Annotated in this window: 19 protein-coding genes; 9 read left to right on the top strand and 10 right to left on the bottom strand. The window is 56.5% G+C overall.

Annotated elements, in window-relative coordinates:
* Nucleotides 1–63 precede the first annotated feature (63 nt).
* Together QWI75_RS10145 and QWI75_RS10150 are read right to left on the bottom strand one after the other, a co-directional pair.
* Entirely contained in the window at nt 64–441 is a 378-nt protein-coding gene (locus QWI75_RS10145; protein WP_213041774.1) for a hypothetical protein, read from the bottom strand.
* 163 nt (nt 442–604) lie between these two features.
* Entirely contained in the window at nt 605–3,073 is a 2,469-nt protein-coding gene (locus QWI75_RS10150; protein ID WP_213041773.1) for a DEAD/DEAH box helicase, read from the bottom strand.
* Nucleotides 3,074–3,937: 864 nt separating this feature from the next.
* Here QWI75_RS10150 and QWI75_RS10155 point away from each other — a divergent pair.
* On the top strand, nt 3,938–4,177 hold the full coding sequence (locus tag QWI75_RS10155) for a hypothetical protein (RefSeq protein WP_213041772.1): 240 nt from the start codon (nt 3,938–3,940) through the stop codon (nt 4,175–4,177).
* Here QWI75_RS10155 and QWI75_RS10160 read toward each other — a convergent pair.
* Nucleotides 4,133–4,468, bottom strand: coding sequence for a hypothetical protein (locus QWI75_RS10160; RefSeq protein ID WP_213041771.1), 336 nt, complete (start codon nt 4,466–4,468; stop codon nt 4,133–4,135). The two genes, QWI75_RS10155 and QWI75_RS10160, sit on opposite strands and share 45 nt — an antisense overlap.
* Nucleotides 4,469–4,531: 63 nt before the next feature.
* Between QWI75_RS10160 and QWI75_RS10165 the strand changes: the two genes are divergently transcribed.
* Nucleotides 4,532–4,915 (top strand): hypothetical protein, encoded by a 384-nt coding sequence (locus QWI75_RS10165; protein WP_213041770.1) that lies wholly within the window; start codon nt 4,532–4,534, stop codon nt 4,913–4,915.
* A gap of 787 nt (nt 4,916–5,702) precedes the next feature.
* Complete coding sequence (locus QWI75_RS10170) at nt 5,703–6,374, top strand: hypothetical protein (protein ID WP_289268521.1); 672 nt, start codon at nt 5,703–5,705, stop codon at nt 6,372–6,374.
* 129 nt (nt 6,375–6,503) lie between these two features.
* Here the strand turns inward: QWI75_RS10170 and QWI75_RS10175 are convergent, their stop codons facing one another.
* The 7 genes from QWI75_RS10175 to QWI75_RS10205 form a co-directional block, all read right to left on the bottom strand.
* Nucleotides 6,504–6,851 (bottom strand): single-stranded DNA-binding protein, encoded by a 348-nt coding sequence (locus tag QWI75_RS10175; protein WP_213041768.1) that lies wholly within the window; start codon nt 6,849–6,851, stop codon nt 6,504–6,506.
* Between the two features lie 176 nt (nt 6,852–7,027).
* Nucleotides 7,028–8,398 carry a hypothetical protein gene (locus QWI75_RS10180; protein WP_213041767.1) on the bottom strand — a complete coding sequence of 457 codons (1,371 nt, stop codon included), beginning with the start codon at nt 8,396–8,398 and terminating at the stop codon, nt 7,028–7,030.
* A 71-nt stretch (nt 8,399–8,469) separates the two neighbouring features.
* Nucleotides 8,470–8,841: a single-stranded DNA-binding protein gene (locus tag QWI75_RS10185; RefSeq protein ID WP_213041766.1), complete on the bottom strand. Its 372-nt coding sequence runs from the start codon at nt 8,839–8,841 to the stop codon at nt 8,470–8,472.
* A gap of 112 nt (nt 8,842–8,953) precedes the next feature.
* Complete coding sequence (locus tag QWI75_RS10190; protein ID WP_213041765.1) at nt 8,954–9,421, bottom strand: hypothetical protein; 468 nt, start codon at nt 9,419–9,421, stop codon at nt 8,954–8,956.
* 32 nt (nt 9,422–9,453) lie between these two features.
* On the bottom strand, nt 9,454–9,738 hold the full coding sequence (locus QWI75_RS10195) for a hypothetical protein (protein ID WP_213041764.1): 285 nt from the start codon (nt 9,736–9,738) through the stop codon (nt 9,454–9,456).
* 113 nt (nt 9,739–9,851) lie between these two features.
* Nucleotides 9,852–10,133 carry a hypothetical protein gene (locus QWI75_RS10200; protein ID WP_289268522.1) on the bottom strand — a complete coding sequence of 94 codons (282 nt, stop codon included), beginning with the start codon at nt 10,131–10,133 and terminating at the stop codon, nt 9,852–9,854.
* A gap of 132 nt (nt 10,134–10,265) precedes the next feature.
* Entirely contained in the window at nt 10,266–10,703 is a 438-nt protein-coding gene (locus QWI75_RS10205) for a macro domain-containing protein (protein WP_213041762.1), read from the bottom strand.
* Between the two features lie 1,025 nt (nt 10,704–11,728).
* On the opposite strand from QWI75_RS10205, the gene QWI75_RS10210 reads away from it, so the two are divergent.
* The 6 genes from QWI75_RS10210 to QWI75_RS10235 all read left to right on the top strand — a co-directional run bounded on the left by QWI75_RS10210 (nt 11,729) and on the right by QWI75_RS10235 (nt 22,898).
* On the top strand, nt 11,729–15,115 hold the full coding sequence (locus QWI75_RS10210; protein ID WP_213041761.1) for a helicase-related protein: 3,387 nt from the start codon (nt 11,729–11,731) through the stop codon (nt 15,113–15,115).
* A 10-nt stretch (nt 15,116–15,125) separates the two neighbouring features.
* On the top strand, nt 15,126–18,398 hold the full coding sequence (locus QWI75_RS10215) for an Eco57I restriction-modification methylase domain-containing protein (protein ID WP_213041760.1): 3,273 nt from the start codon (nt 15,126–15,128) through the stop codon (nt 18,396–18,398).
* Nucleotides 18,385–20,643 carry a KAP family P-loop NTPase fold protein gene (locus tag QWI75_RS10220; protein ID WP_289268523.1) on the top strand — a complete coding sequence of 753 codons (2,259 nt, stop codon included), beginning with the start codon at nt 18,385–18,387 and terminating at the stop codon, nt 20,641–20,643. The genes QWI75_RS10215 and QWI75_RS10220 overlap by 14 nt, the downstream gene beginning before the upstream one ends.
* 188 nt (nt 20,644–20,831) lie before the next feature.
* The gene (locus QWI75_RS10225; RefSeq protein ID WP_213041758.1) at nt 20,832–21,758 is read left to right on the top strand and encodes an AlbA family DNA-binding domain-containing protein; all 927 of its coding nucleotides are present in this window, start codon (nt 20,832–20,834) and stop codon (nt 21,756–21,758) included.
* Nucleotides 21,759–21,780: 22 nt separating this feature from the next.
* On the top strand, nt 21,781–22,425 hold the full coding sequence (locus QWI75_RS10230) for a hypothetical protein (protein WP_213041757.1): 645 nt from the start codon (nt 21,781–21,783) through the stop codon (nt 22,423–22,425).
* Nucleotides 22,362–22,898: a gamma-glutamylcyclotransferase family protein gene (locus tag QWI75_RS10235; protein WP_281412672.1), complete on the top strand. Its 537-nt coding sequence runs from the start codon at nt 22,362–22,364 to the stop codon at nt 22,896–22,898. The genes QWI75_RS10230 and QWI75_RS10235 overlap by 64 nt, the downstream gene beginning before the upstream one ends.
* Nucleotides 22,899–22,905 lie beyond the last annotated feature (7 nt).

Consider the following 22,905-nt stretch of genomic DNA (forward strand, 5'->3'; position numbering starts at 1 on the left):
GCGTGAAGAGGGAAAGGGGCAACCACTGTCTGGTCCGTGAGAAAGTCGAACTTTCAGAACCGATCAGGTTGAAAGTCCGAGGTGCTGCTCGACGGTCTGGAGCCGACGTTCAAGGCTTTCAACCCGCTCCTGAAGCTGATGATAGGACAGCTGGAGCATGGCCCGTGTATCGCGCGACTCTAGGTGGATTTCTGAGCGGATGTCGACAAGCTGTTGGCGTTGAAACTGCTGTCCTTCAATGACCAAGTCGAGCTTGTGGTGAAGATCTTCGACAAGGATGCCGGAGTGGCGCTTGGCGTCCGCGATGTCCTCGCGCAGGGTCGCGGTCATAGCGGCCATTTCTTGCCGGAGTTCAGTACGGAGCCCTCCCATTTCCTCGCGCAGGCCTTGTGACGCCTCCGTGACGATTTGGCGAATTTGAGCTAGGGAGTCGGTGTCCACAGTGTCTCCTTTCCGCAGTGTCGCAGTCTAGGATGTCTCCGGTCAGAAATCAACTCGATCGAGAACCTGTTCTCTCAGGTGGAGACGGGAAGAACTCTCCTTACAGCCGTAGCGTACTAGGGAGCAATCATGGCAGAACATCTCTGCGACCGTGCGGTGCGAGTTAGGAAACCGACACTGCCGCAGGAGATGCCTCGATCAGGTGCAGGGGTTGCCTGTGAGTGCGTGAGCGCGCCAGCACCTCCGAAAGCAATTGATCTGTTTGTGCGGTGGAATCCAAGTGGATATCCGGGACCGCTGCGAGCAGCGATGTCGCGGGCACGATGACGCCGTATTCCCGGGCCAGTTGAAGAAAGTCCCAGAGCAGCGGTTCGGGACTCCGTTGGAGTTCTTCGAGCGCCCCGGCGTGGCCGATGAGGATGAGCTTTCCTTTCGCGCGCGTGATCGCGACGTTGATGAGCTTGTGCGGCGCTGCGTCCTCGTGCACCCACCCGAGCATGGTCCGTGCGATGTTGGCCGTCGTGACCGTGTCGAAGATGACGACATCGCTCTGGCGTCCTTGGAAGCGGTGGACCGTTCCGGCCTGAACCAAATCTGCCAGCCCTTGAAGGCGGAGCAATCGTTCGATCAGATGGACCTGGGCGCGATAGGGCGCGATGATGCTGACGGATGGCGCCTCACCCGGGGTCGAGACGGTTTGCATGGCAAGCCGCACAGCGAGCATGGCGTGGTACAGGTTATAGGGCGACCCTCTGCGGTCCCGTTTGGTCACGGGATCGGCGCCGGCCGTGTCCAAGACGATCAAGGGCTGACCAGGAGCGGGCGCATAGGCCGTCAAGGGCCGACGGGCTGCCCCCATGTGGGCGGCCGAGTGATATGCGAGGCCGGCGCGGGCATACAGGCGCGCGGCAACCCGTGCGATATCTGGATGCATCCGGTACTGGGTGGCGAGCGACACGACCCGCTGATCCCGTCCGGACGTGATCTGCGCGATCTGATAAATATCCCTCGCGAGCCACGCTTTGGTGTGCTCGGTCTTGGCTACTGTGATTGGGGGCAATTGGAGATAGTCGCCGACGATGATCAGCTTCTTGGTTGCGAGACACGAGGCGGCAAAGACGGCGGGCGGCAAGCCCATACTCGCCTCATCCAGGATCACGACGTCGAACCGCTCGGGACTAAGCAATTTGGAGGCATAGGTCCGGGTCAAGGTGGTCGCAATGATCCGGCTTCGGTTGATGATCGTGCGTTCGATCTCCGCAATGCGCCGCTCTCCATCAGTGACGGTTTGCCGGAGCTCGCGGATTGTGTGCTGCGTGACGCGGACCAGCAGTTCGAGTTCATCAAGGGTGAAGTTGTCCGCTGAAAAGGGGAGGTGCTCTCTGGCTGCTCGCTCCCGTGCCTGAGCGTCCTGGATGAGTCGCCGTGATTGGCGGAGATCCTGTTCGAGCATCCGGAGGGCCGCATAGCGCCTGGCTTGCTCGGGAGTTTCTTCCAGAATGAATTGTTCCGTCTGCGCGATCTGCCGTCGCTTCAGTAGCCGGAACACAAAGGGCAGGGCCCGCAGGGACGCCAGGCGGTGGTGGGCCTCTTCCAACTCGCTTCGAACCCTTGCGATCGCGCTGAGGAGCCGCTCCTCATAGCCGACGAGCAGATCATGCCGTTGCTGCAGCTCGGCGACGGTGCGCTGGCAGATGCTGATCTGCAGAGTATGCTGGAGCAGGCTTTCAAGCCCGGGCAGGTCGGCTTCCAGGGCGCTGAGTTGCTTCCGTAGAGGCTCAACGGTTGCTTCGATAGCGGTCATCTGGTCCAGTACCAGGGCCTCAAGATTGGTCGTTTGGCTTCGCTCGGAGCTATCAGGGCTTGCAGTTCCTACGCGAACGATCGTTCCGCGGGGACAATCCAGCACCTTATCGAGCACAAGGTCGAGGATGTGATCGATGGCGGTGTTCGTCGGAGAGCAGATCAAGATCCGCTGCCCAAGATGCAGGAAAGCCTGAGCAAGGGCACTGATCAACTCGCTTTTCCCGGTTCCCGGAGGACCGAGGACGAACAGGAGGTCGTCCTGCAGCGCGCGTGCGAAGGCTGCGGCTTGTTCTGTATTCAGGCAGGGGGGTGCGGAAATTCCCGCGGAATCCACGAGTCTGGGGACGGCATCGGGCTGGAAGGCCTTGAGGCTGAGTGCGGTGTTGAAGTCGGCCTGCTGCCGCAGGATCTGGACCAGTCGTTTGTCGAGGGCCTGCAAGAGCTTGATGGAGTCAAAGGTGAGATGCGCTTGGGGGATTTCCGCCTGCAGTTCTGTATCCAGCGCCAGTGCGAGGCCATCGATCGAGAATCCAACGACTCGGCAAGGATGACGCTGGTCGTTCGCTAGGAGAGAAGGATGGGCGTCCTCCAGAATGTGGTCAGGAATCGGCTGGCAGTCGAAGAGGAAATAGGAGGTTCGCCCAGCACGGTGTTGGAGGCGGCCGTTGCGGATTGGGAAGGTGAAGCTGTCCGTATCGCTCAGAGGTTGCCGAGCCCGCAGCTCATCTGCGATGGCCTGGCGAAAGGATTCAATCATAGGGACGAGGGTGGAGTGATGGTCCGCATGGTCCATTTTGGGAGCGGTCCATCCTGCCGGAGTCTGCATGACATCTCCCTTGAGTGCCGAAGATAAGCGCACAGAGCATCGGGTGATTGAACCTGCGCTCGGGACGAGCGCCGGAGGGAGGACGGGCAAAGACAAAATACAACGTGGAGCCGCGTGGTGTTGTCGCGTGAAATCTCTATGTCGGTACACGAACGATCTGAAACCTGCCGAGGTCCGTGCGCAGCGCGTTCGCACCGGGCGCGTGTTGTGTGATCGGAGTGATGCCGTTGAGGCCAGGTCAGGCGGAGGTTGGTCTCAGTTATGCATGATGCCCGACCGAAAAAGATTTCGTGATGCAGGCGGCAAACTCTTGCAACTCGGCGCGCAGAGCCGTAGGATAAAGCCACTTTACTTCTTTTAGTAGGCACTCGCCGAATCATCTCTCTGCCGGTGAACTTCACGCGGCAGAACCTTTCTCAATTCTTCTCATCATCGTGACGCCGTCGTTTCACGACTGATCATCGTGGACAGCGCACGGTCCCTTCAGCAGCGATTGCGCGCCCTGCGCAGGCACAGTTTCACTCTTCACACAGTTCGACTCCATCACCAACATTCATCTGACCGTCGGCTCATCTGAGTCAGACGACCGTCGTCTGTCTCCACATGGATGCGGTTTTCCTTGATCGTATCGCACAGGCAGCGGCTTCAGCACACAGGAAAGGAGGACATCATGACAGTGCCATAGTCAGATCATCGGCAGGACAGCGCCACTCACAACCTTCCAGCTCCTCAAAACCATCCTTCCATCTGTTCTCTTCTGCATCAGGTCCAATCACCTCACATTCATTCCAGACATCGCATGACTCAACCTGGGCTCCGGCCCCGTGCTGAGCTCAGCACATCTTTATTGTGGAGGTACGCCCTATGGCAGGCATGAGCAAGAAGGAAAAACAGGCGTGGGAGATGCTTCTCGGGGACATCCGGCATGCGCGACGAACCTATCGGCACTTGATGGAACGTGCGCAGAGCGAACCGGAGAAAGTGCGGTTGTATCTCAGTACGCTCGATGAAGAAGAGATTCTGCGAGATGGCCTGTTGGGAAAACTGTGGCAGGTCGTCTCAGGTCAGGACGCCAATCGGCATCGGCACCCGCTCTCGACATGAGAAACAGGTGTAGATGATCGTCGGTCCCTTCCCGTTCATCTCAAGTTCCCACAGATCACAATCTTCTCGCGAACCTTTCGGATACAGCGTGTCGAGTCGAGTCTGACATCTCGGACACAGGACCGGCTTCGGCTGGAAGTTCCAATAGCGCAGCACTCGATCGAACCAGTCGCGCAGGCGTTGCTTGAGGTCATCGCTGCCGGTGTCACGGCTCTGTGACTCCTGCAGCAGGACCTCTGCTTCATCGTGGAGAGGCCCGCTGAGCGGGATTTCGACTCGGTAGGCTCTCATCGATTCACGATGTACTGCAGCGCAGGCGGATTGTCAATCCTTGTCACTCATCAGGAGGCCATCATGGAGAGCCATCACAAATGGAACGACTACTTCAGGTCCCATCGCGAATTCATCCTCGCGACGCTGTTCGAACCGGATCGGGTTCACACGGCAGCGGGGGACGTACTCTGCGAAGTCGATGGGAAGCTAGTGAAGGTCCGCACGCTCGTGGACGAGATTGAACAGCAAACGCGGGGGCAGGCGACGCTTCCGGAAACCTGGGAGTTCGACTTCGCCCGGAGAGTGGTCGCACAGGCGGCAAGGCTTGGGCGCTTCGAGCGCGAAGCCTTGATGACGTTTGCCCGGTACAGCCCAAGGGATCTGCCAAGGTTGTCGCAGGAAGCTCATGAAGCGGTCGTGACCGCCTCGCAGGCCCTCTATGCGGAACCGATTTGCCAACGTTGACCAATTCACCATGACACACACCATCGAAGGAGACACCATCATGACCACAACAACCACATCGAAGCTCACAGCGATTCGGACCATTCTTCGCAAGGCCATTCTGGCTCCACGAGCGCATGCGACCCGTGTCGCACGTCTGGAGAAAGAGGATGTGCAGGCCTTGCTTGAGGAGTGCCGGACTGGGAACCACAGAATCCACCCTGTCAATCTCTACAACCTCGAACAGCGATTGGCAGAAATGGAGGAAGTGGACTGGTCGAACCGGCTGATGCAGACAGCTCGCACGCCATTGGAGAATCGCTATGATGAAGAACATCAACCGACCAAACCCAGAGTCCCGGTTCTCCGCCGTCGATACCGCAGTGTGTATGTCACGCTGCGTGACGGACGTCGCGCACGCCGGTTGGATACCTCACGGGCGATGCCATTGTGCGGCCTTCAAGCGCCGGTGGTGTTGTCGGAAGAGGAACGACGAGGCGGAACGTGGATCACTGGTCCTCGGCAGTGTCCGATGTGCTTCGGATATCACCTGCCGAGGCCACAGCCCGAGAATCCGGTCTCCTTACCTCGCACATCCGTATCTACGCAACCGGCATGCCCGCGATGCAAGGCGTCGGTGGTGCTGGAACGGGTGGTCTCCGGGACTTCCGAATCTGGAATCCTGGAGAAGAGTTGTCTGTGCGGGTGGAGTGAAACAACGACACTGCTGTCAGCGGAAGACCAGGCTCAGAACGAGCTGGCGTTATCGCGGGCAGCGGTGCGTGATGACGACCAGGAGCCAGCCCTGATGCTTGGCGACGTCGCCCAGGAATTTGCGGAGGTGGCGGCGTTGGGCTCAGTGGAGGCGGAGGATTTGCTCTGCAGCGAGGTGCCGGATGCGGATCGGGAGGAGGATCAAGACCCCGAGAAGACGGATGCGGCATCCCTTTCGACCGAGGAGAGATCCGATGAGGAACTAACCGAGGAACCCTCCGACGAAGCAGCATCAGCAGATCAGGAGGGATCCGAGCAGGAGGATGCCGATGACATGCTCATCGCGCTCCAGAACCGGTTCTGGCAAAGCCTGTCAGTCAAGGCGTTGCGTTGTGGGCTCCTTGAAGCCACGATACTCGGCCGCCTGTCGGGGAGCCGAACGGATCTGGTGTGGGCGGCTGCATCGGCCACGGCCGAATCCTGTGTCAGGATGAAAGAGAGGGAGCAGCGTGAGGTCGCGCATTGGCTGGTCGCCGCGCCGGAGGATGTCCTCTGGAAGCTATTGCCGGAATCTGACCTCTTGACCGAGATCACGACCGAGGGAATGCAGCGGGTCCTGCCGCCGATTTCGGTGAAAATCGAGCGGTGGAAGTATTCCTGCCGCGTCAAACTCGCGCGCTTCATCTATCCGCAGGCAGGAATCCGGATCCTGGCTCCCAAGTTCGGAGTGTCCCAGGCCGTGTTCCAGAGAGCTTGCGGCAGGTGACAGGCAACGAGACGGAAGGAATTCTGCCCTCAGGGCGGTGCGGAGTTCCTTCCGGTCTCCCTACAGGTGAGGGAGTGCGTCCAGCTCGATCGTGAGGATCGGGGGATCGCACTCCCTTTTTTTGTCCGCTTACGCGGCCCGTTGCATCGCCGACCTCGGCAGGTTGCCGAAGTTGACGGTCCTGGCGTTGAGCTCGACATACGTCACCGACGCCTGACCGTCGGTCTCTCGCGTCCGGGTTTGAAGGTTGCCTTCCACGTAGACTTCCTGGCCCTTGACCAGGTTGCGGCAGCTCTCGGCGAGCTTTCCCCAGACGACGACTGAGAAATAACTCGAGGGCCGCTTCTCGCCGGTCTTCCTGGACGGGAGCCCGTCGACCGCGAGGCGCAGGTTGCAGACCGACTTGTCGCCGACCGTGCGGATGACGGGGTCGGTGGTGAGACGGCCGTTGATAGTCCCTTTGGCGAACGTACGCATGTGAAGATACCTCCAACATGTGAGTGGTGAGTGAACAACAAGACATGACGCTCAATGCGCCACGCCGGTCACCTAGCTGACCCGGTCACCGGTTGTACGCACCGGACTACCGTGCGCATGGCATCCAGGGTCCGAGAAACAAGCGTCGCAGTGAACTTCTGTGCCGCTTGGTGACCTCAGGCGGCGTAGACCTGAGGAGAGGAACGTATGGGGGCGGGAGTGGTCCCAGGCAGCATGCCGCATTGCACGGCGACCGAACGCAGCGCTTCTTCGCTCAATCCATGGTCCTTCGAAAGAAGGCGGCAGCCGGCTTCCTTCGAGCGGAAACGTCGGAGCTGCTCTTTAAAATACTTGATGAGCGGGAGTAGCAGGGGATCTGTCGGTTGAAAGGCTGCAGGGCTCGGGTGCCGCAGCATCGGATGGTGCGCGTCCGGATCGCCGGCAAGTAGGGACAAGTCCTCATCGGATAACGTGAGGAGCCACTCGGAGATGGCCTTGGAGTCTTCCTCGCTGAGGGAGCGCGGAGACACCTCAAGGATCCGGCCGGCCGCTGCCCACAAGGCCATACGCGACTCGGTATGGTCGACGCCACGGAGGGCTAGGTCGATCAGCTTCTTCCGGAGGGGATGGCTGGTCAGGAAAAGGTCGAATGCAGGCTTGTGCATGCGGTCGCCGAGATCGGCGAGGTCTTGCGACGTGTTGGCGAGGAGGTCGGCAAGCTCTTCTTCATGGAGGTCGAGCCCTTTGACGCAGTCTTCGCCGTCCTGGGCGTCCATTAGATGGCGGTCGGGATCGCCCTCGACACTCTCCTCGCTGAGGTCGTCTTCGAGTGAGGGGACTGTGACTTCCAAGTCTCCCTGGGCGAAGAGCATGCTGGCAATCGCATCCTCGTTCTGGTCCCTTTCCTCGTCTGTGAGCTGGTCGGGCGCGGCATAGTAGTCGTACCGTCCGCAGAGCAGGCACCGGCTGTGGTCGGGCCCGTCTAGAATATAGGAGGAGGCTTTGGGCGCGTGGCACTTGGGGCAGGTCTCTGAGGGGGATTGGCTAACTGCGACTGCTCCAGCCTCAGAGGTGGTCGTCGCAATTGGAGGCAGATGTTTCCCCTGACAGCCCGGGCACAGCCTGTAGCCGGTTCTCGTGTGGTTCCGGGCTTTCGCCTCTTCGAGCGAGAGGACGCCAGCGATGCCGCAGAGGAAGTAGACACGATGAGCATCGAGGAGAAGCACTCGCTGGCCGTTGGGGAGCACAGCGAATCGGGGCGCGCCGGCCCTCTGTGAGCGTTTGATGATCAGCGGGAACTCCGGTTTGGGATCCTCGTCCGCGAACCGGGTCTCCCCCGACAACCGGCGTTCCTGGTCTCGGCGTGCCCATTGCTCCAGATGGGCGGCATGCAATGCGACGAGGAAGGTGACCACGACTTCTTCGTTGTCACTCGGGAGCAACACATAGCGGTCGTAGAGAGGGGGAAGGGTGTCTTCCGAATCGAAGGCTGGCTCGGCAATGAGCTCTGGCGGGTACAAGTCTGCAAGGCACGTTGCACATTCCATAGGATGATCCTCCTCCAACGCAGTTGGTCGGTCACACAATACGGTCAGGCAGATCAGTCACGCTTGACGCGTCAAGCCGCAGCCGACTCGACAGGTTCAGCCGGTTTCGGTTGCTTCGCTTTGGGTCCGAGGATCAGCAATCGCGGATCGATGACGATCACGGTGACAGCCTTATGCCGGACTCCCTCCTTTATATAGGTCCGGATCTGGGGATTCCCGGTCAGTTTCACGTGCTGCCCTTTCTCCAGCGTGTTGGCTAGCTTCTCCGACGCGCCGAGGACCTTGATGTCCCAGTATTCCGGGTCGTCGGCCTTGGCATAAAACCCGTTCGAGTGCACCGCGACGGAGAACTCCAATGACGCACCATCCTGGTGCTGGAACAGCTCCGGCTTGTGCGTGACACGACCGGAAAGGGTCAAGATCTTGATGTCCTGCTCAGCCATGGCAACCTCCTTCAACAAAGATAAAGATCATGGACGCGCACACATGTCAGGCAGGCTGGAGCACTGCCCGCTTGCGGGCCATCCGAGAATTGTCTCGTTCACAAAGGAGGATCTATTGTTCGAGTGGCTGAGGCGCGGGCAAGGGCCGCTGCAACACACGCAGGTGCAACTTGTTGAAGAACGCACGGGCTTGATCGACCGACCAGGCAGCGCGCACTTCTGCTTCGACCTTGGGATCTGGGTTCGCGGGGGCGAATCGGACAATCACAGCCTCAGCCCCCGCCATGAAGCCGCCTTGGAGCAGAGCTTCCGGCGCGACCTTGCCGGCCATGATGTCCTCAATGATGATACCCGGATGCTGGCCGTCGGATCGTTCCGGGTAGAAGGTTCCGCACAGTTCCCCCATCCGTTGCCAGTGCGACTCATCGATCGTCCAGCAGTTGATCGCCCCGCCTGTCGGCGCATCGAACATGTGCCAGGAGCTGTTGCCCTTGGCGATATCGTGCTCGCGGCAAAACTCGTGAATGCGGGTCCAATCAAAGACACTGACTACGGCGATCCAAGGGCGGGCGCTGTTCATGATGACTCCTGCTGGTGGGGAAGAAGGAAAGGTTAATCTCGGCGCTGCTGCTCGATCTGGGTACGAAGCCGAGCCAGCCGTGACTCGAAGGACTCTTTCAACGGGCCCTGCAAGCAGTCCGGCGTCCGGGCAAACTCCGTCCATTGTTCGTAGAACAGATCGAACCACGCCTTCTGGGAATCGGGGGACGGAATCTGGGCGATCAGCCGGAGACACTGGTCGAAGCGTTCGCTCGAGAATCCCGCCGCGCGGCCGGAGCGGAGGAGGATTCCGAGCTGCGATTCGAGGTCCGTCTGATCCGGAAGGATGGGACTCACGGGTGGAGTATCCTGCGTGCGGCGTTCACGCGTCAAGGGAGACTGTGGCTTGTCGGGTGGTCTACGCGAGGAATGAAGTCACATCATCTGCATCGCGCTCGCTTGCGGCTGATCTAAAAGGATGAGGCGCGACTGATGGCGCCCGAAAGCTCGACGGGGACGTAGTGGGAGCCCTGCTCAGAAGCGTGGAACTGGTAGGCCCGTCCTTGCTGATCCAGATTGATATAGCGCCGGCTCCAGATGTGCTTGTACAGAAAGATGCGGGTTCCACTCTCGCAGAGCACCTCTCCCATGAACATGAATTGTGCGACGCTCTTCTCGGGCATGACCTTAAGAATAGGGTCCCATAGCGGGCGATCGGGACAGCGTTGCTCGATGACTTTCAGCGGATTCATGGCCGTCTCTTCGTCCTCCTCATCTGAAGGGGCGTGCACGGTGCCCCCCTCGAGCATTGTCGGTGCTCATTCTGGGTACTACTGACCGTTGGATCGCAATGTGGTGAGTTTTCGGCGATGCTGGGGATAGCGTTATGCAGCCGGGTGGACAATGATGAAGCGGCCATCCCACAAGCCGGCCAGGACGGAGGCGACGTCTTTCCACGCGAGGCCGCCGAGTCCACAGCCCAGTCGGGGGCAGTAGATCGTGGTGAGTCGGTTATGATCGGCGAGGTGGACGGCTTCTCGGGCAGTGCGTTCAATCAATCCGAGATTTGAGGGCCGTATCCATGCTTCCTTGGTCGGCAGTGTCACGATTCGGAACTCAGGCCAGTAGTAGACATGGTTTCCAGAGGCGCGGAGCTTCTCTCCGAGGAGAATGGGCAGATTCGGGAATAGTTGTGCGGCGGCCAAGGCCACTCCCGCACCCATGACCGCACGACCATCCCGGCGACAGTTTCCGTTCGTAGGCACGCCGATACAAAAGCCCTGATCGTGCACATCCCACAGGTCACCGGTAATCTCACGCATAGCGATTCACCTCGTCGAATAGACCGATTTCATCGGATCCCTGCCCGCCGCGGGCCCGTTGCCATTGGGATTGGCATTCGAAGTCTTCGAGGAAGGCCAAGTCTACGCGTAGTCTTCTGTGGATGATTTTGCCGAGCGGCGGACTTGTGGAAATCCGAAAGGTCAGGCCGTGATTCGAGACGAGGGGAGCTAGGAGGCCTTGTCGTGGCAGGCTTCGAATCGATCGGCCTGTGCGGGAGATGGATCGGGGGAGAAAGTGAACATAGACGGTGTCCCGCCATCCAGCGTGGGCTTGGATGAGTCAGTGCAACTTGCTGGAGGGGCGGTCCCATGTGTCTTCCGGTCTTGGTAGGAGAAAAACCAGCCGGGGAAACCCTGCGCGGGAGGAAGAGGGTAGTCGCCGTCGTACAGAGAGCCGAAAAAGGGAAGGCTTGCGGACGAGATCTGGGCAGTGCAGAGGGGAGGGGTGGAACTGTTAGAGCAGATGAACCTACTGTAGGGCACGCTTGCCGCAGAATGCGAAAGCAGCCAGAGTGCGATGTATAGATCAGCCGGGGACATGCTAACAAAATTCTAGGCTCACTGAGTTCCTGGAGCAAGGAGGATAACCATGCCCTTGATGGATAGATGGGATGTGCCCAGCGAGTTAGCGGCGTTCTTGCAGCAAGCGGTCCAACCGAAGAAGCTCGTCGATAAGGGCCTATGAAGCAAGGGTGCTCACTGCGTACTCCAAGATGAGCTGTCGAAATTCTTGGCGGCTCGAACACAGGACTGTTTCCCCGAAAAGCAGAGCTGCTTATCCGGCCGCTCTCATTGGCTTTTTCAGCGTAATTCGCTAAACTCTCGCCTCGATATATGGACATTTCTTGCGAGTTAGCCGGCACAGCCGCCTGCTCCCATGTGTCCACACACATAGCTTATTTCTGATAAGGAGTTGTCCCAACCCGCTCAACTGCCTGGCAGGCCTTGTATGTAGGTACATTTGAATCTGTGAGACAGATTTGCACCGGTTATGAGTACTTCTGATGCCTCGTATCTTTGACAACATCGAACAATCTCTCCTGCCAGCGCTGCGCGAAACAATCCAAGTTGCTGACCGTGCCGACTTCTGTGTTGGGTATTTCAACCTTCGGGGATGGAAGCAGCTCGACTCGTATATTGAGAAGTGGTCCGGAGGAGACGGGCACTGCTGCCGCCTATTGGTCGGCATGCAGCGGTTGCCGCAAGACGAATTACGGGAAGCTCTGAGCCTGATAAGCCGAGATGGCGAGATAGACAACCAGACGGCAATTCGCCTCAAAAAGAAGCTCGCCGAAGAGTTCCGCGAGCAATTGAGCGTTGGCATTCCTACCAACGAAGACGAAGCGGGATTACGCAAGCTGGCAGAACAGATTAAATCCAAGAGGGTTATAGTCAAACTGTTCCTCCGGCATCCCCTACATGCCAAGTTGTATTTGCTTTTTCGCCCCGATCCTATCAATCCCTCCGTCGGGTACCTAGGAAGCAGCAATCTGACGCTTGCGGGCCTTTCCAAGCAGGGCGAGCTGAACGTGGACGTACTGGATCACGACGCCTGCCAGAAGTTGGCCAAGTGGTTCGAAGATCGGTGGACGGACCGTTGGTGTGTGGATATTTCGGAAGAACTGGTCCGGATTATCGAAGAGAGCTGGGCTCGGGAAGAACTCGTGCCTCCGTACCATATCTATATCAAGATGGCGTACCATCTTTCGCAAGAGGCACGGGCGGGGCTTTCCGAATTTCGAATACCACGAGACTTTGGCAAGCGGCTATTCGAGTTTCAAACGGCGGCGGTCAAGATTGCGGCTCATCACCTGAACAAGCGCAGCGGCGTGTTGATCGGCGATGTGGTGGGTCTCGGGAAAACTCTGATGGCCACTGCCCTGGCAAGGATTTTCGAAGATGATCATGGGCTTGAGACACTCATCATCTGTCCCAAGAACTTGGTCCCGATGTGGGAGGATTATCGAGCACAATACCGGTTACTCGCGAAGGTGTTGTCAATTAGCCAGGTTGTAGGGGAACTGCCGAATCTGCGCCGTTACCGCCTCGTGCTCATCGACGAAAGCCACAACCTTCGCAACCGTGAAGGCAAGCGCTATCGGGCAATTCAAGAATACATCCAAGCCAATGAGAGCAAGTGCATTCTGCTTTCTGCCACCCCCTACAACAAAACCTATCTTGACCTTTCCAACCAGTTACGTCTCTTCGTCAAAGAAGACAAAGACCTCGGTGTTCGTCCCGAACGCTTAATTCGCGAGCTCACCGAAACCGAGTTTATTCGACGCCATCAATGTTCCGTGCGCTCTCTGGCGGCTTTCGAGAAGAGCGAATATGCGGACGACTGGCGAGAACTGATGCGCCTCTACATGGTAAGACGCACCCGCAGTTTCATTCAGGACAACTATGCCCAGACTGACCCAACCAGCGGTCGGAGATTTCTCACCTTCGAGGATGGGAGCCGGTCTTACTTTCCCATCAGAGTTCCAAGAACAGTGACCTTTAAGATTGACGATGCCAACCCCGCAGACCAGTATGCGCGGCTCTACGCCGACGATATCGTCAATACCATCAACGCCCTCAATCTCCCTCGGTACGGATTAGGGAACTATGTGGCGGCGACGCCGCATGAACCACCTACACAAGCTGAAGCGAGATTGCTGCAAGACCTATCTCGTGCCGGGAAACGCCTTATGGGGTTCTGTCGGACGAATCTGTTCAAGCGTCTCGAAAGCAGCGGCCAGGCCTTTCTCCAGTCAATCGAACGTCATATCCTCCGCAATCACGTTTACCTTCATGCGATTGAACACAAGAAGCCCATCCCAATCGGCACGCAAGATGCCGAGATGCTCGATGCGCGCATATACGACGAAGACGCCGACGCCCCCGGAGCCAAGACAGGATTATTTGACGACGACGAGAACGATCAAGAGCAAGAGCGACCACTCACAGGGTCGCTCCGAAAGGCCAAGGACTTCATCAGTCGAGGAGCCGAGATTTATGAGGAGTACGCTGGTCAATACAAGCGGCGATTTAAGTGGCTTCCGTCAGGACTCTTTGTGAAATCGTTAGAGAACGATTTGCGGAGCGATACAGAGGCCCTCCTAAAGGTCTTGCAACTATGCGGTGAATGGGACTCGAACAAAGACGCCAAGCTTCTGGCCCTCGTCAATTTGCTCAAGAAGAAACACCCGAATGACAAAGTCCTTATCTTTACTCAATTTGCCGATACCGTCCGCTACCTAGAGACCCAGCTCGCGGCTCGTGGAGTCTCATCCTTGGCTGGTGCAACCGGAGACTCTCCGAACCCGACAGCCTTGGCGTGGCGGTTCAGCCCGGATAGCAACGATAAGCGTGACAGACTGAAACCGGGCGAGGAGTTGCGAGTCCTGATTGCCACGGACGTGCTCAGTGAGGGACAAAACCTGCAAGATGCGGCCATTGTGGTGAATTTCGACCTCCCCTGGGCCATCATTCGCCTCGTCCAACGAGCAGGCCGTGTGGACCGTATCGGACAGAAGGCTGAGAACATCCTCTGCTACTCTTTCTTGCCCGCCGAAGGCGTCGAGCGCATCATACGACTCCGAGCCAGAGTGAGGCGCCGTCTTCAAGAAAATGCGGAAGTGGTCGGCACCGACGAGGCCTTCTTCGAGGATGATCGAAACGATAATGCGATCCTCAATCTCTACCATGAGAAAGCAGGCATTCTAGATGGAGAGGCCGATACAGAAGTGGATTTGGCCTCGTATGCCTATCAAATCTGGAAGAACGCGATTACCGCCGATCCAAGCCTACAAAAGACCATCCCCGATCTGCCGCCCGTAATCTATGCCACGCGGGCGCATGACCCGACGAACAAGCAACCAGGCGGGGTGCTGGTGTATCTGAGAACAGCCGAAGGCAACGACGCGCTGGCCTGGATCGACAAAAACGGTACCGCCGTCACGGAGTCTCAGTTCGCCATCCTCCAGGCTGCGGCGTGCAGCTCAGACACACCAGCCCTACCGCGCCAATCGAACCATCACGAACTGGTCCAGAAGGGTGTCGAGTTGATAGTCACAGAAGAGAAAACAGTTGGGGGACAATTAGGACGGCCTTCAGGGGCACGTTTTCGCACGTATGAACGACTCAAGCGCCATGCGGAGCATGTCAAAGGCACGTTGTTTGAGTCCCTGGAACTTCTGAAAGCCATCGATGAAATCTACCGCTATCCACTCCGCCAAGCCGCCGTGGATACGCTCAATCGCCAACTCCGAAGCGGGGTGTCGGACGAGGCACTGGCAGAACTGGTCATCGCGCTCCGTGAAGAAGATCGGCTCTGTCTAATTCATGAGGAAGAACAGACCCAGGAACCTAGGATCATCTGTTCCATGGGACTATCAGCGCCCGAATAACCAACCAACAATGCCGCTCGACCCTACTCGAACTCGCCAACACCTCGCCGCTTGTGATTTTCGACGTCTTTTCATAGAAGAACTCGGTTGGGACACGCATTCTGCAACCATCGAGATACCGATCGACGGCCAGCCGTTTACCCTTAGCGCCGTCGCTCAGAAGCGCGGCATGGTTGCGTTCCACTGTCGTGCAACTGGCCAGAAGGGAATTCCTGACTACTCGATACGCCGCAAAATCGACCGCCAGCTCACCAAGTCCGCTCAAGAACATCTCATCATTTACACCGATCCATCCAACTCCGCTCAAGTATGGCAGTGGGTGAAGCGCGAGGTGGGCAAACCGACGGCCTGTCGGGAACATACCTACCATCGCAATCAACCGGGAGACGCCCTCATCCAAAAGCTCCAGGGCATCGTCTTTTCCCTGGAGGAGGAGGAGCAACTCAGTCTGGTGGAAGTAACCACGCGGGCGCGAGCGGCCTTCGACGTGGAGCGCGTCACAAAGCGGTTCTACGATACGTTCCAGAAAGAACACACGGCATTCCTAAAGTTTCTCAAAGGCATTCCAGACGAGGACCTGCAGCGATGGTACGCCTCCGTCATGCTCAACCGGTTGATGTTCGTCTACTTCATTCAGAAAAAGGGCTTTCTCGACGACAACCGAGACTACCTGCGGATCAAATTGAACGAGTCGCAGGCCCGAGGGAGGGACCGATTCTACAGAGACTTTCTCTGCGCGCTGTTCTTCGAAGGCTTCGCCAAAAAGGATACCGATCGCGGAGCAACCGTGAACCGATTGCTGGGCAAGGTGCCTTACCTCAACGGAGGTCTGTTTCTACGCCATCAGATTGAAGAGCAGCACGGCAAAGACATTCAGGTGGCCGATGCCGCGTTTGCCAGACTCTTCGGCTTCTTCGAACAGTACCACTGGCACCTCGATGAGCGCCCGCTCCGCCGGGATGACGAAATCAATCCCGACGTGCTTGGTTATATCTTTGAGAAGTACATCAACCAGAAGCAGATGGGCGCCTATTATACGAAGGAAGACATCACCGGCTACATCAGCCAAAACACGGTAATTCCGTTCCTCTTCGATGCCGCGCGGCAGAAGTGCAAGATCGCCTTCGAAGGCAATCAATCCGTTTGGCGCCCGCTCCAGCTCGACCCAGACCGCTACATCTATGAGCCGGTGAAGAAGGGAGTCGTTCTCGAGCTCCCTCCTGAAATTGCTTCCGGCCTGAAAGATATCTCGAATCGGACGGAATGGAACAAAGCCGCGCCCTCAGACTATTCCCTGCCAACGGAAATTTGGCGTGAAGTCGTCGCCCGCCGTGCGCGATACCTAGAGGTGCGCAAAAAACTCGCGGACGGCGAAATTCGAGATGTCAACCAGTTCATTACCTACAACCTCGATATCAGGCAGTTTGCGCAGGATGTCATCGAAAATTCCGAAGGTCCGGAACTGCTGCGGGCCTTTTACCATGCGATTGAAAAGGTCACGGTGCTCGATCCGACTTGCGGCTCTGGAGCCTTCCTCTTTGCTGCACTCAATATCCTTGAACCGCTCTACGAAGCTTGCCTGGACCGGATGGAAGTGTTCCTAGACGAGCTCACGCGCTCGGGCACCAAGCACCTCCCGGAGAAGTTCAACGACTTTCGGAAAATTCTTGATCGGGTCGCGAGTCATCCCAACCGTCGTTACTTCATCCTGAAATCCATCATCCTCAACAATCTCTATGGCGTGGACATCATGGAAGAGGCCGTCGAGATCTGCAAACTTCGTCTCTTCCTCAAACTTGTGGCGCAAGTCGAGAAGGTGGAGCAGATCGAGCCGCTACCGGACATCGACTTTAATATCCGTGCGGGTAATACGTTGGTTGGATACGCCAGGCTTGAAGATTTGAAGAAGTCCATGGAAGGGGACTGGGTACGCCTTCAATCCCTCCCGACCATAGAAGAAAACGCCGAGATTGCCGACAGGGCGTTTCAGAAGTTCCACGAGATGCAGACTGAGCACGGCATGGAGGCGAAAGACTTCGCCGAGGCCAAGGAGGAGCTACGTAGGCGACTCCAGACGCTTGAGGACGAACTCAATCGCTATCTTGCCAACGAGTATGGTGTCGAGGCTTCAAAGCGCGCTTCCTATGCGAAGTGGCTTGCCTCCCACAAGCCTTTCCACTGGTTCATAGAATTTTACCGCATTATGAAAAGCGGGGGGTTCGATGTGATTATCGGCAATCCGCCCTACGTGGAGATGCACAAAGTTACGACCTACAGCCTTATTGGCTACGTAACTAAAGAGTGTGGCAACCTTTACCCGCCATGTGTGGAGCGCAGTTCTGCTCTGTTAAGGAATACAGGAAGCTTCAGCATGATCGTTCCCTTGAGCGGCTTCTCGACTGATCGCATGGAGCCCTACCAAGATTACGTTTGGAATCGATACGGGCAACAACTACACATTTCCTACTATAGTGGAGATGCTCACCCTTCTGTCATGTTCAATGGAGTAAAGTACCGCCTGTGCATCGTTATTGGCGGACCGCAGTACACAGGTTCGGCAAAGGTCCAGACCACTGAGTACTTGCGATGGTATGCGGACGAGAGGCCTTACCTGTTCGCAAAGATAGCTTACTCAGAATGTGGATTCCCAAATGGTTTCTTAAGATTTGCAAAACTCGGAAGTAGGTTGGCTGCCAAGGTGCTTGGCAAGATCGTCAGCAAACAACTTACTATGAACATTTATTTCTCCGATTCGGGGCCAGGTCATGTCACGTATCATAGAAGTCCTGTGTTCTGGATTAGATCCATGGACTTCGAACCGTACTTTAAGTCTGCCGTTAAGGAGAGATCAACCGATCATCTTAAGGACTTGTATCTCAAGAGGGAAGAGCACGCAAAGCGACTTGGCGCCATTTTGAATAGCACTCTCTTTTACTTTTGGTTTACGAGCCAAGGAAATTGTAGAAACATCGCTGGCCCAGATATAGAGAACTTCCCCATCGGAGATCTGAACTCACCAGCGCTCAAACATCTCGAACCTCTCTTCAACAAACTGATGAAAGATCTCCAGCGGCATTCACGAAGACGCATTTATAACTACGAGGCATCGGGACAAGTTGAGTATGATGAGTTTTATCCCGACAGATCAAAGCCCATCATCGACGAGATAGACCGCGTGCTCGCGAAGCACTACGGCTTCACGGATGAAGAACTGGACTTCATCATCAACTACGACGGCAAGTACCGTATGGGTCAGGATGCTGGGTCTGATGATGGAGAATAACCCCGAAAAGAGCCAGCGCACGAAACATGAATTCTCAGCCGATCGGCCTATCAGCTCTATTGAGGAAGACCTCCTGGGCCGTGCTCCGTTTGCGAAATCCCTAGCCTCCGCCATCAAAGGCTGGCAGGGCAATGAGAGCCTGGTCGTTGCCATGTATGGACCTTGGGGCTCGGGGAAATCTTCGGTAAAAAACATGGTCCTGCAAACGCTCCGTTTGGCCGAGACGAACTGTCCCCTGATCATTGAGTTCAATCCATGGCAATGGTCAGGCCAAGATCAACTGGCAGAGGCGTTCTTTCAAGAAATCGGTCTGTTATTGGGCCGATCGGACGGAAGCGAAGACGGGAAACGACGTGCGGCCAAGTGGCGAACCTATGGAACCTACCTCACCCTCGGCGCCTCTCTCGCCAAATCACTTAAGACCATCTTGCCAATACTTGGACTGCCCGGTTCGGGAATCGCAGACATGCTTTCCAAAGGGATGGAGCAATCTGCGACCGTGGCGCAAGAAGGCTCAAAAGGAGTCGAGGACCAAGCGGTCGTGCAACAGCAGACATTGGCTGAGATAAAGAAAGAGCTTTCTGACTCCCTGAAAGAACTCGAAAGGCCAATCCTCGTGGTGTTGGATGATATCGATCGCCTCACACCTGAAGAAATACGACTCCTCTTCCAACTCGTCAAAGCTAATGCTGACTTTCCAAACGTGGTCTATCTCCTTCTGTTCCAACGCGACATCGTGGAGCGTAGTTTGGATTCATCGCCAGCCGTCAGTGGACAAGAATTCCTTGAGAAAATAGTACAGGTGGGATTCGATATCCCACGTATTGAGCGAACACGCCTGGAGAAAGTCCTATTCGCGGGCCTCGACGAACTACTAACCGATGGGGATGTGGGCAAGCGGTTCGACCAGACGCGCTGGGGCAACCTATTCCTTGGAGGCCTTCGCCCCTACTTCCAAACGCTACGGGATGTGTACCGCTATCTGGCCTCCCTCTCTTTTCACGTTTCGCTGTTTCGGAGCACGGGCAGCTTTGAAGTGAACCCAGTGGACCTTATCGCGCTGGAAGTGCTCCGCGTCTTTGAGCCAGTCGTTTACCGGAGGCTTCCCGAGGCTAAGTTAGAGCTGACGAACCTTCGCGACCGCGCGCATGATTCGCACGACGAAAACGAGCGAACGAGAAAACTCATTGAGTCCATAGTCGAAGCGGCCTCACAACCCGGCCAGGTCCGCGAGATAGTCAAAGAACTCTTCCCGCCGGTTGAATGGGTATTCAACGGATCCATGTATGGCCATGACTTTAAGGAGGAGTGGTTTAGGGAGCTGCGTCTCTGCCACCCCGATGTGTTCGACCGGTATTTCCATCTCGCAATTCCTGAGGGAGACATTTCCCAAGCGGAGCTAGATCGGGTACTGTCCCTCGTTGGTAATCGTGAAGGCCTAGTCGTAGAATTCCGTGCGCTTAACAAGCGTAGCCTGTTAGGCGTCGCACTGGACCGTCTTGAAGCCTACAAGCAGAAAATCGACCTGCAACACGCCGTATCGTTTATCACCGCGCTGTTCGATATCGGCGACGAACTGCCAGAAGATCGAGGTGGCTTCTTTTCAATTTCCCCAGACACGCATGCGTCCCGCATCATCTACTGGTACTTGAAACAGGAGATGGACATAGGCAGACGCGGGGCTATCCTCAAGGAGGCCATGAAAGCCACGACGGGTCTGTACCTTCCGATAAGGATCGCTTCCCTCGAAGGTAACGAAGAGAAGCGAAAGAAGGACCCTGATGCTTTTAATGTGACTGACGCTGATTTGGACGCACTGCACCATATCTGTGTGGAAAAGATTGAACAAGCCGCAGGCTCCGGAATCCTGACAAGCCATCGCAACATGCTTAGCATCCTTTATTGCTGGGATAAATGGGCCTCACACGAAAAACCTCGTCAATGGGTGGAAAAGTTAATCGACTCAAAGGAAGGCGTCCTCTCTTTCCTCACCGCATGTCTTCACCGGTCTACGTCCCATGGTATGGGGGACTATGTGTCGCAGGAGCACTGGCGGATCAATCTGACGAACATCGAAGATTTCGTTCCCGTGGGAACTTTGGAAAGGAAAGTGGCGGAAATCTCACCCGACGGCCTCAGCGACAAGGAAAAGAGTGCGGTGAAGGCATTCCAAAAGGCAATCAAGCGGCGACGGGATGGAAAACCTGATGACGGTCACTGGGCTGATGACGAGGACGAGGGATGAGGTGCCAGCGTTCGCTTGGACCACTCACGGCCATCCTCAGTGCCCCGTCGCCCTGAACAAATACCTGGTGGACAAGAGCCCCAAATGTGCCGGCCTCCCGGCGCCAGGCGTCCCGGAAATTGGCCATCGCATATCCACTCTCTGGATCGAACCTAACTCGGTACAACGAGGGGGTGTGTGCCCTCAGCATGGATAAGCCACCGTCAGAATGGACGGAGCAGGATCTACTCTCGCTGATTCAGAGTGGCGCAGAGGAACAGACCGACCTCGAATATAAGCGGGGCGACGCACTGACCAGCAACGTGAAGGCGAAGAATGAGATTAGTAAGGACGTTTCGGCGTTGGCTAACGGTGCAGGCGGCGTAATTGTCTACGGCATGGTGGAAGAGCAACATACTCCACGCCAATTGGACGGGGTCGATCCGGCGCAGGTCACAAAGGAGTGGCTTGAGCAGGTCATCAACGGCCGGGTACGTCCTCGGTTAGCTGGAGTCTACATAAATCTAGTTGCGCTCACTGCCTCCGCTCCGGGAAAGGTGGCCTATGTCGTAAGCGTTCCACAGGCACCGACGGCCCATCAAGCGGCGGACAAGAGATACTACAAGCGATTCAACTTTGAATCTGTACCGATGGAAGACTATGAGATCCGCGACATCATGAATCGCATGAAACACCCTCTTATCATCCCTTCCTTCTCGCGAAGATTCATAGATCGCAAGGCAACTGTGTGCGAATATGCACTGAACATCTCACTTGTTAATAAGGGAGCAGTGTCTACCCATGATGTGAAGGCAGTTTTCACCGTTCCAAGAACCGTATCCAAAGTCGTGAAGGGCTTTGATAAGCAGCGCATCATCGAAATACCTTCTCGTCTGTTCGGGAATCAATGGTTCGAGAATCCGTTGACCGCGGTCGGGCGTGTCATTTTTCCAGAAGATGATTGGGAGCTTACCAACGGAAAGGATCGAGACTTCGTCCTAATCGTGGACACAAGCCGCATTGATATGAATGAGACCAGGGAGCCCATTCTACTCTGGAAAACCTATGCCGATGACATGCCACCGCAGTCCGGGCAAGTGATGCTGGGTGAAATACCATCCGTAGGCGGCCAATGAAGATTCTTTAAGGTTCGTATCCATGAAAAGAATTGGTGATGCAAAGAGCTGCAAGGCTCATCCGAAAAGGCCCCGCGGATCTTGCCTACCCCGGACCGGCGACCAGATGGTCCTTCACTCCTTCAAGGAGGTTGTGCAGGATTACATCGCTAGGTACAGAGACAGGGCTAACAATGAGCTTGCCTCCTTCCAGATGTTGAACTCTCTCGATGAAGCCGTAGAAAGGGCTGCCAGGGCGGAGGTAGACGGTGGGAGAAAGCATGACCACCAGTGGCGGATCCCGGAGGCGGTATTAGCCAGGGCGGGCAAAGAGCTGCTGGCGAAACGCGCTCAGATCAGGAAATGCACCGGCTTTGACAGCTTAATCGAACTGGTGGAAACAACGGCTGGGTCGATCAGGGGATTTGGAGAGCTGGCGATATACGATACCGCGGTCCGCATTGGAGCTCGGCTCGGGATGGAACCCGAATTTGTCTACCTGCATCGTGGGACGCGGAAGGGCGCCAAAGCTCTCGGTCTTGCCTCAGGAGGCAAGTACCTGAAGGTGGGCGAACTGCCAGCAGAATTCACCAAGCTAAGGCCTCACGAAATCGAGGATTGCCTTTGTATCTATGCCAAGGAGCTTGCTCGTCTGAAAAGAGCTTCTGTGAATGTAAGAGCGAACTGAAAGGTTCCCATCGGCGTATACTGCGCTACTATTTCGCATACGGCTCGAATCTTGATACAGGACGCTTGGAGCACCGCGTCGGGAGGAAGAACGTCGAGTGTAGGCTTGCTCGGCTCGATGGATACCGGCTTTCTTTTGACAAGCCTGCCGATGATGGCTCTGGCTACGCGATGGTGGTTCCCGATGAAGGTCACGCTGTCCATGGAGTTTTGTACGCATTGCAAGATCATGAATTAGACAAGCTCGACAAACATGAGGGCGTTCACAAGAAACAGTACGTACGACGAACGATCACGGTCAAAACCCATGACGTGGAGCCGATCTCGGCTGAGTGCTATTTCGCGGTCAGCCCATCTTCTAGACTGCGTCCCGGCCGAGTCTACCTCGATCTGATAATCAAAGGCGCAAAGGAGCACAACCTGCCGCACGGATACATCGAATGGTTACAAACTGTCGCTGTGTTCGACGAGTGAGGCGACT

It is taken from the genome of Nitrospira tepida (assembly GCF_947241125.1).
Taxonomy (GTDB): Bacteria; Nitrospirota; Nitrospiria; order Nitrospirales; family Nitrospiraceae; genus Nitrospira_G; species Nitrospira_G tepida.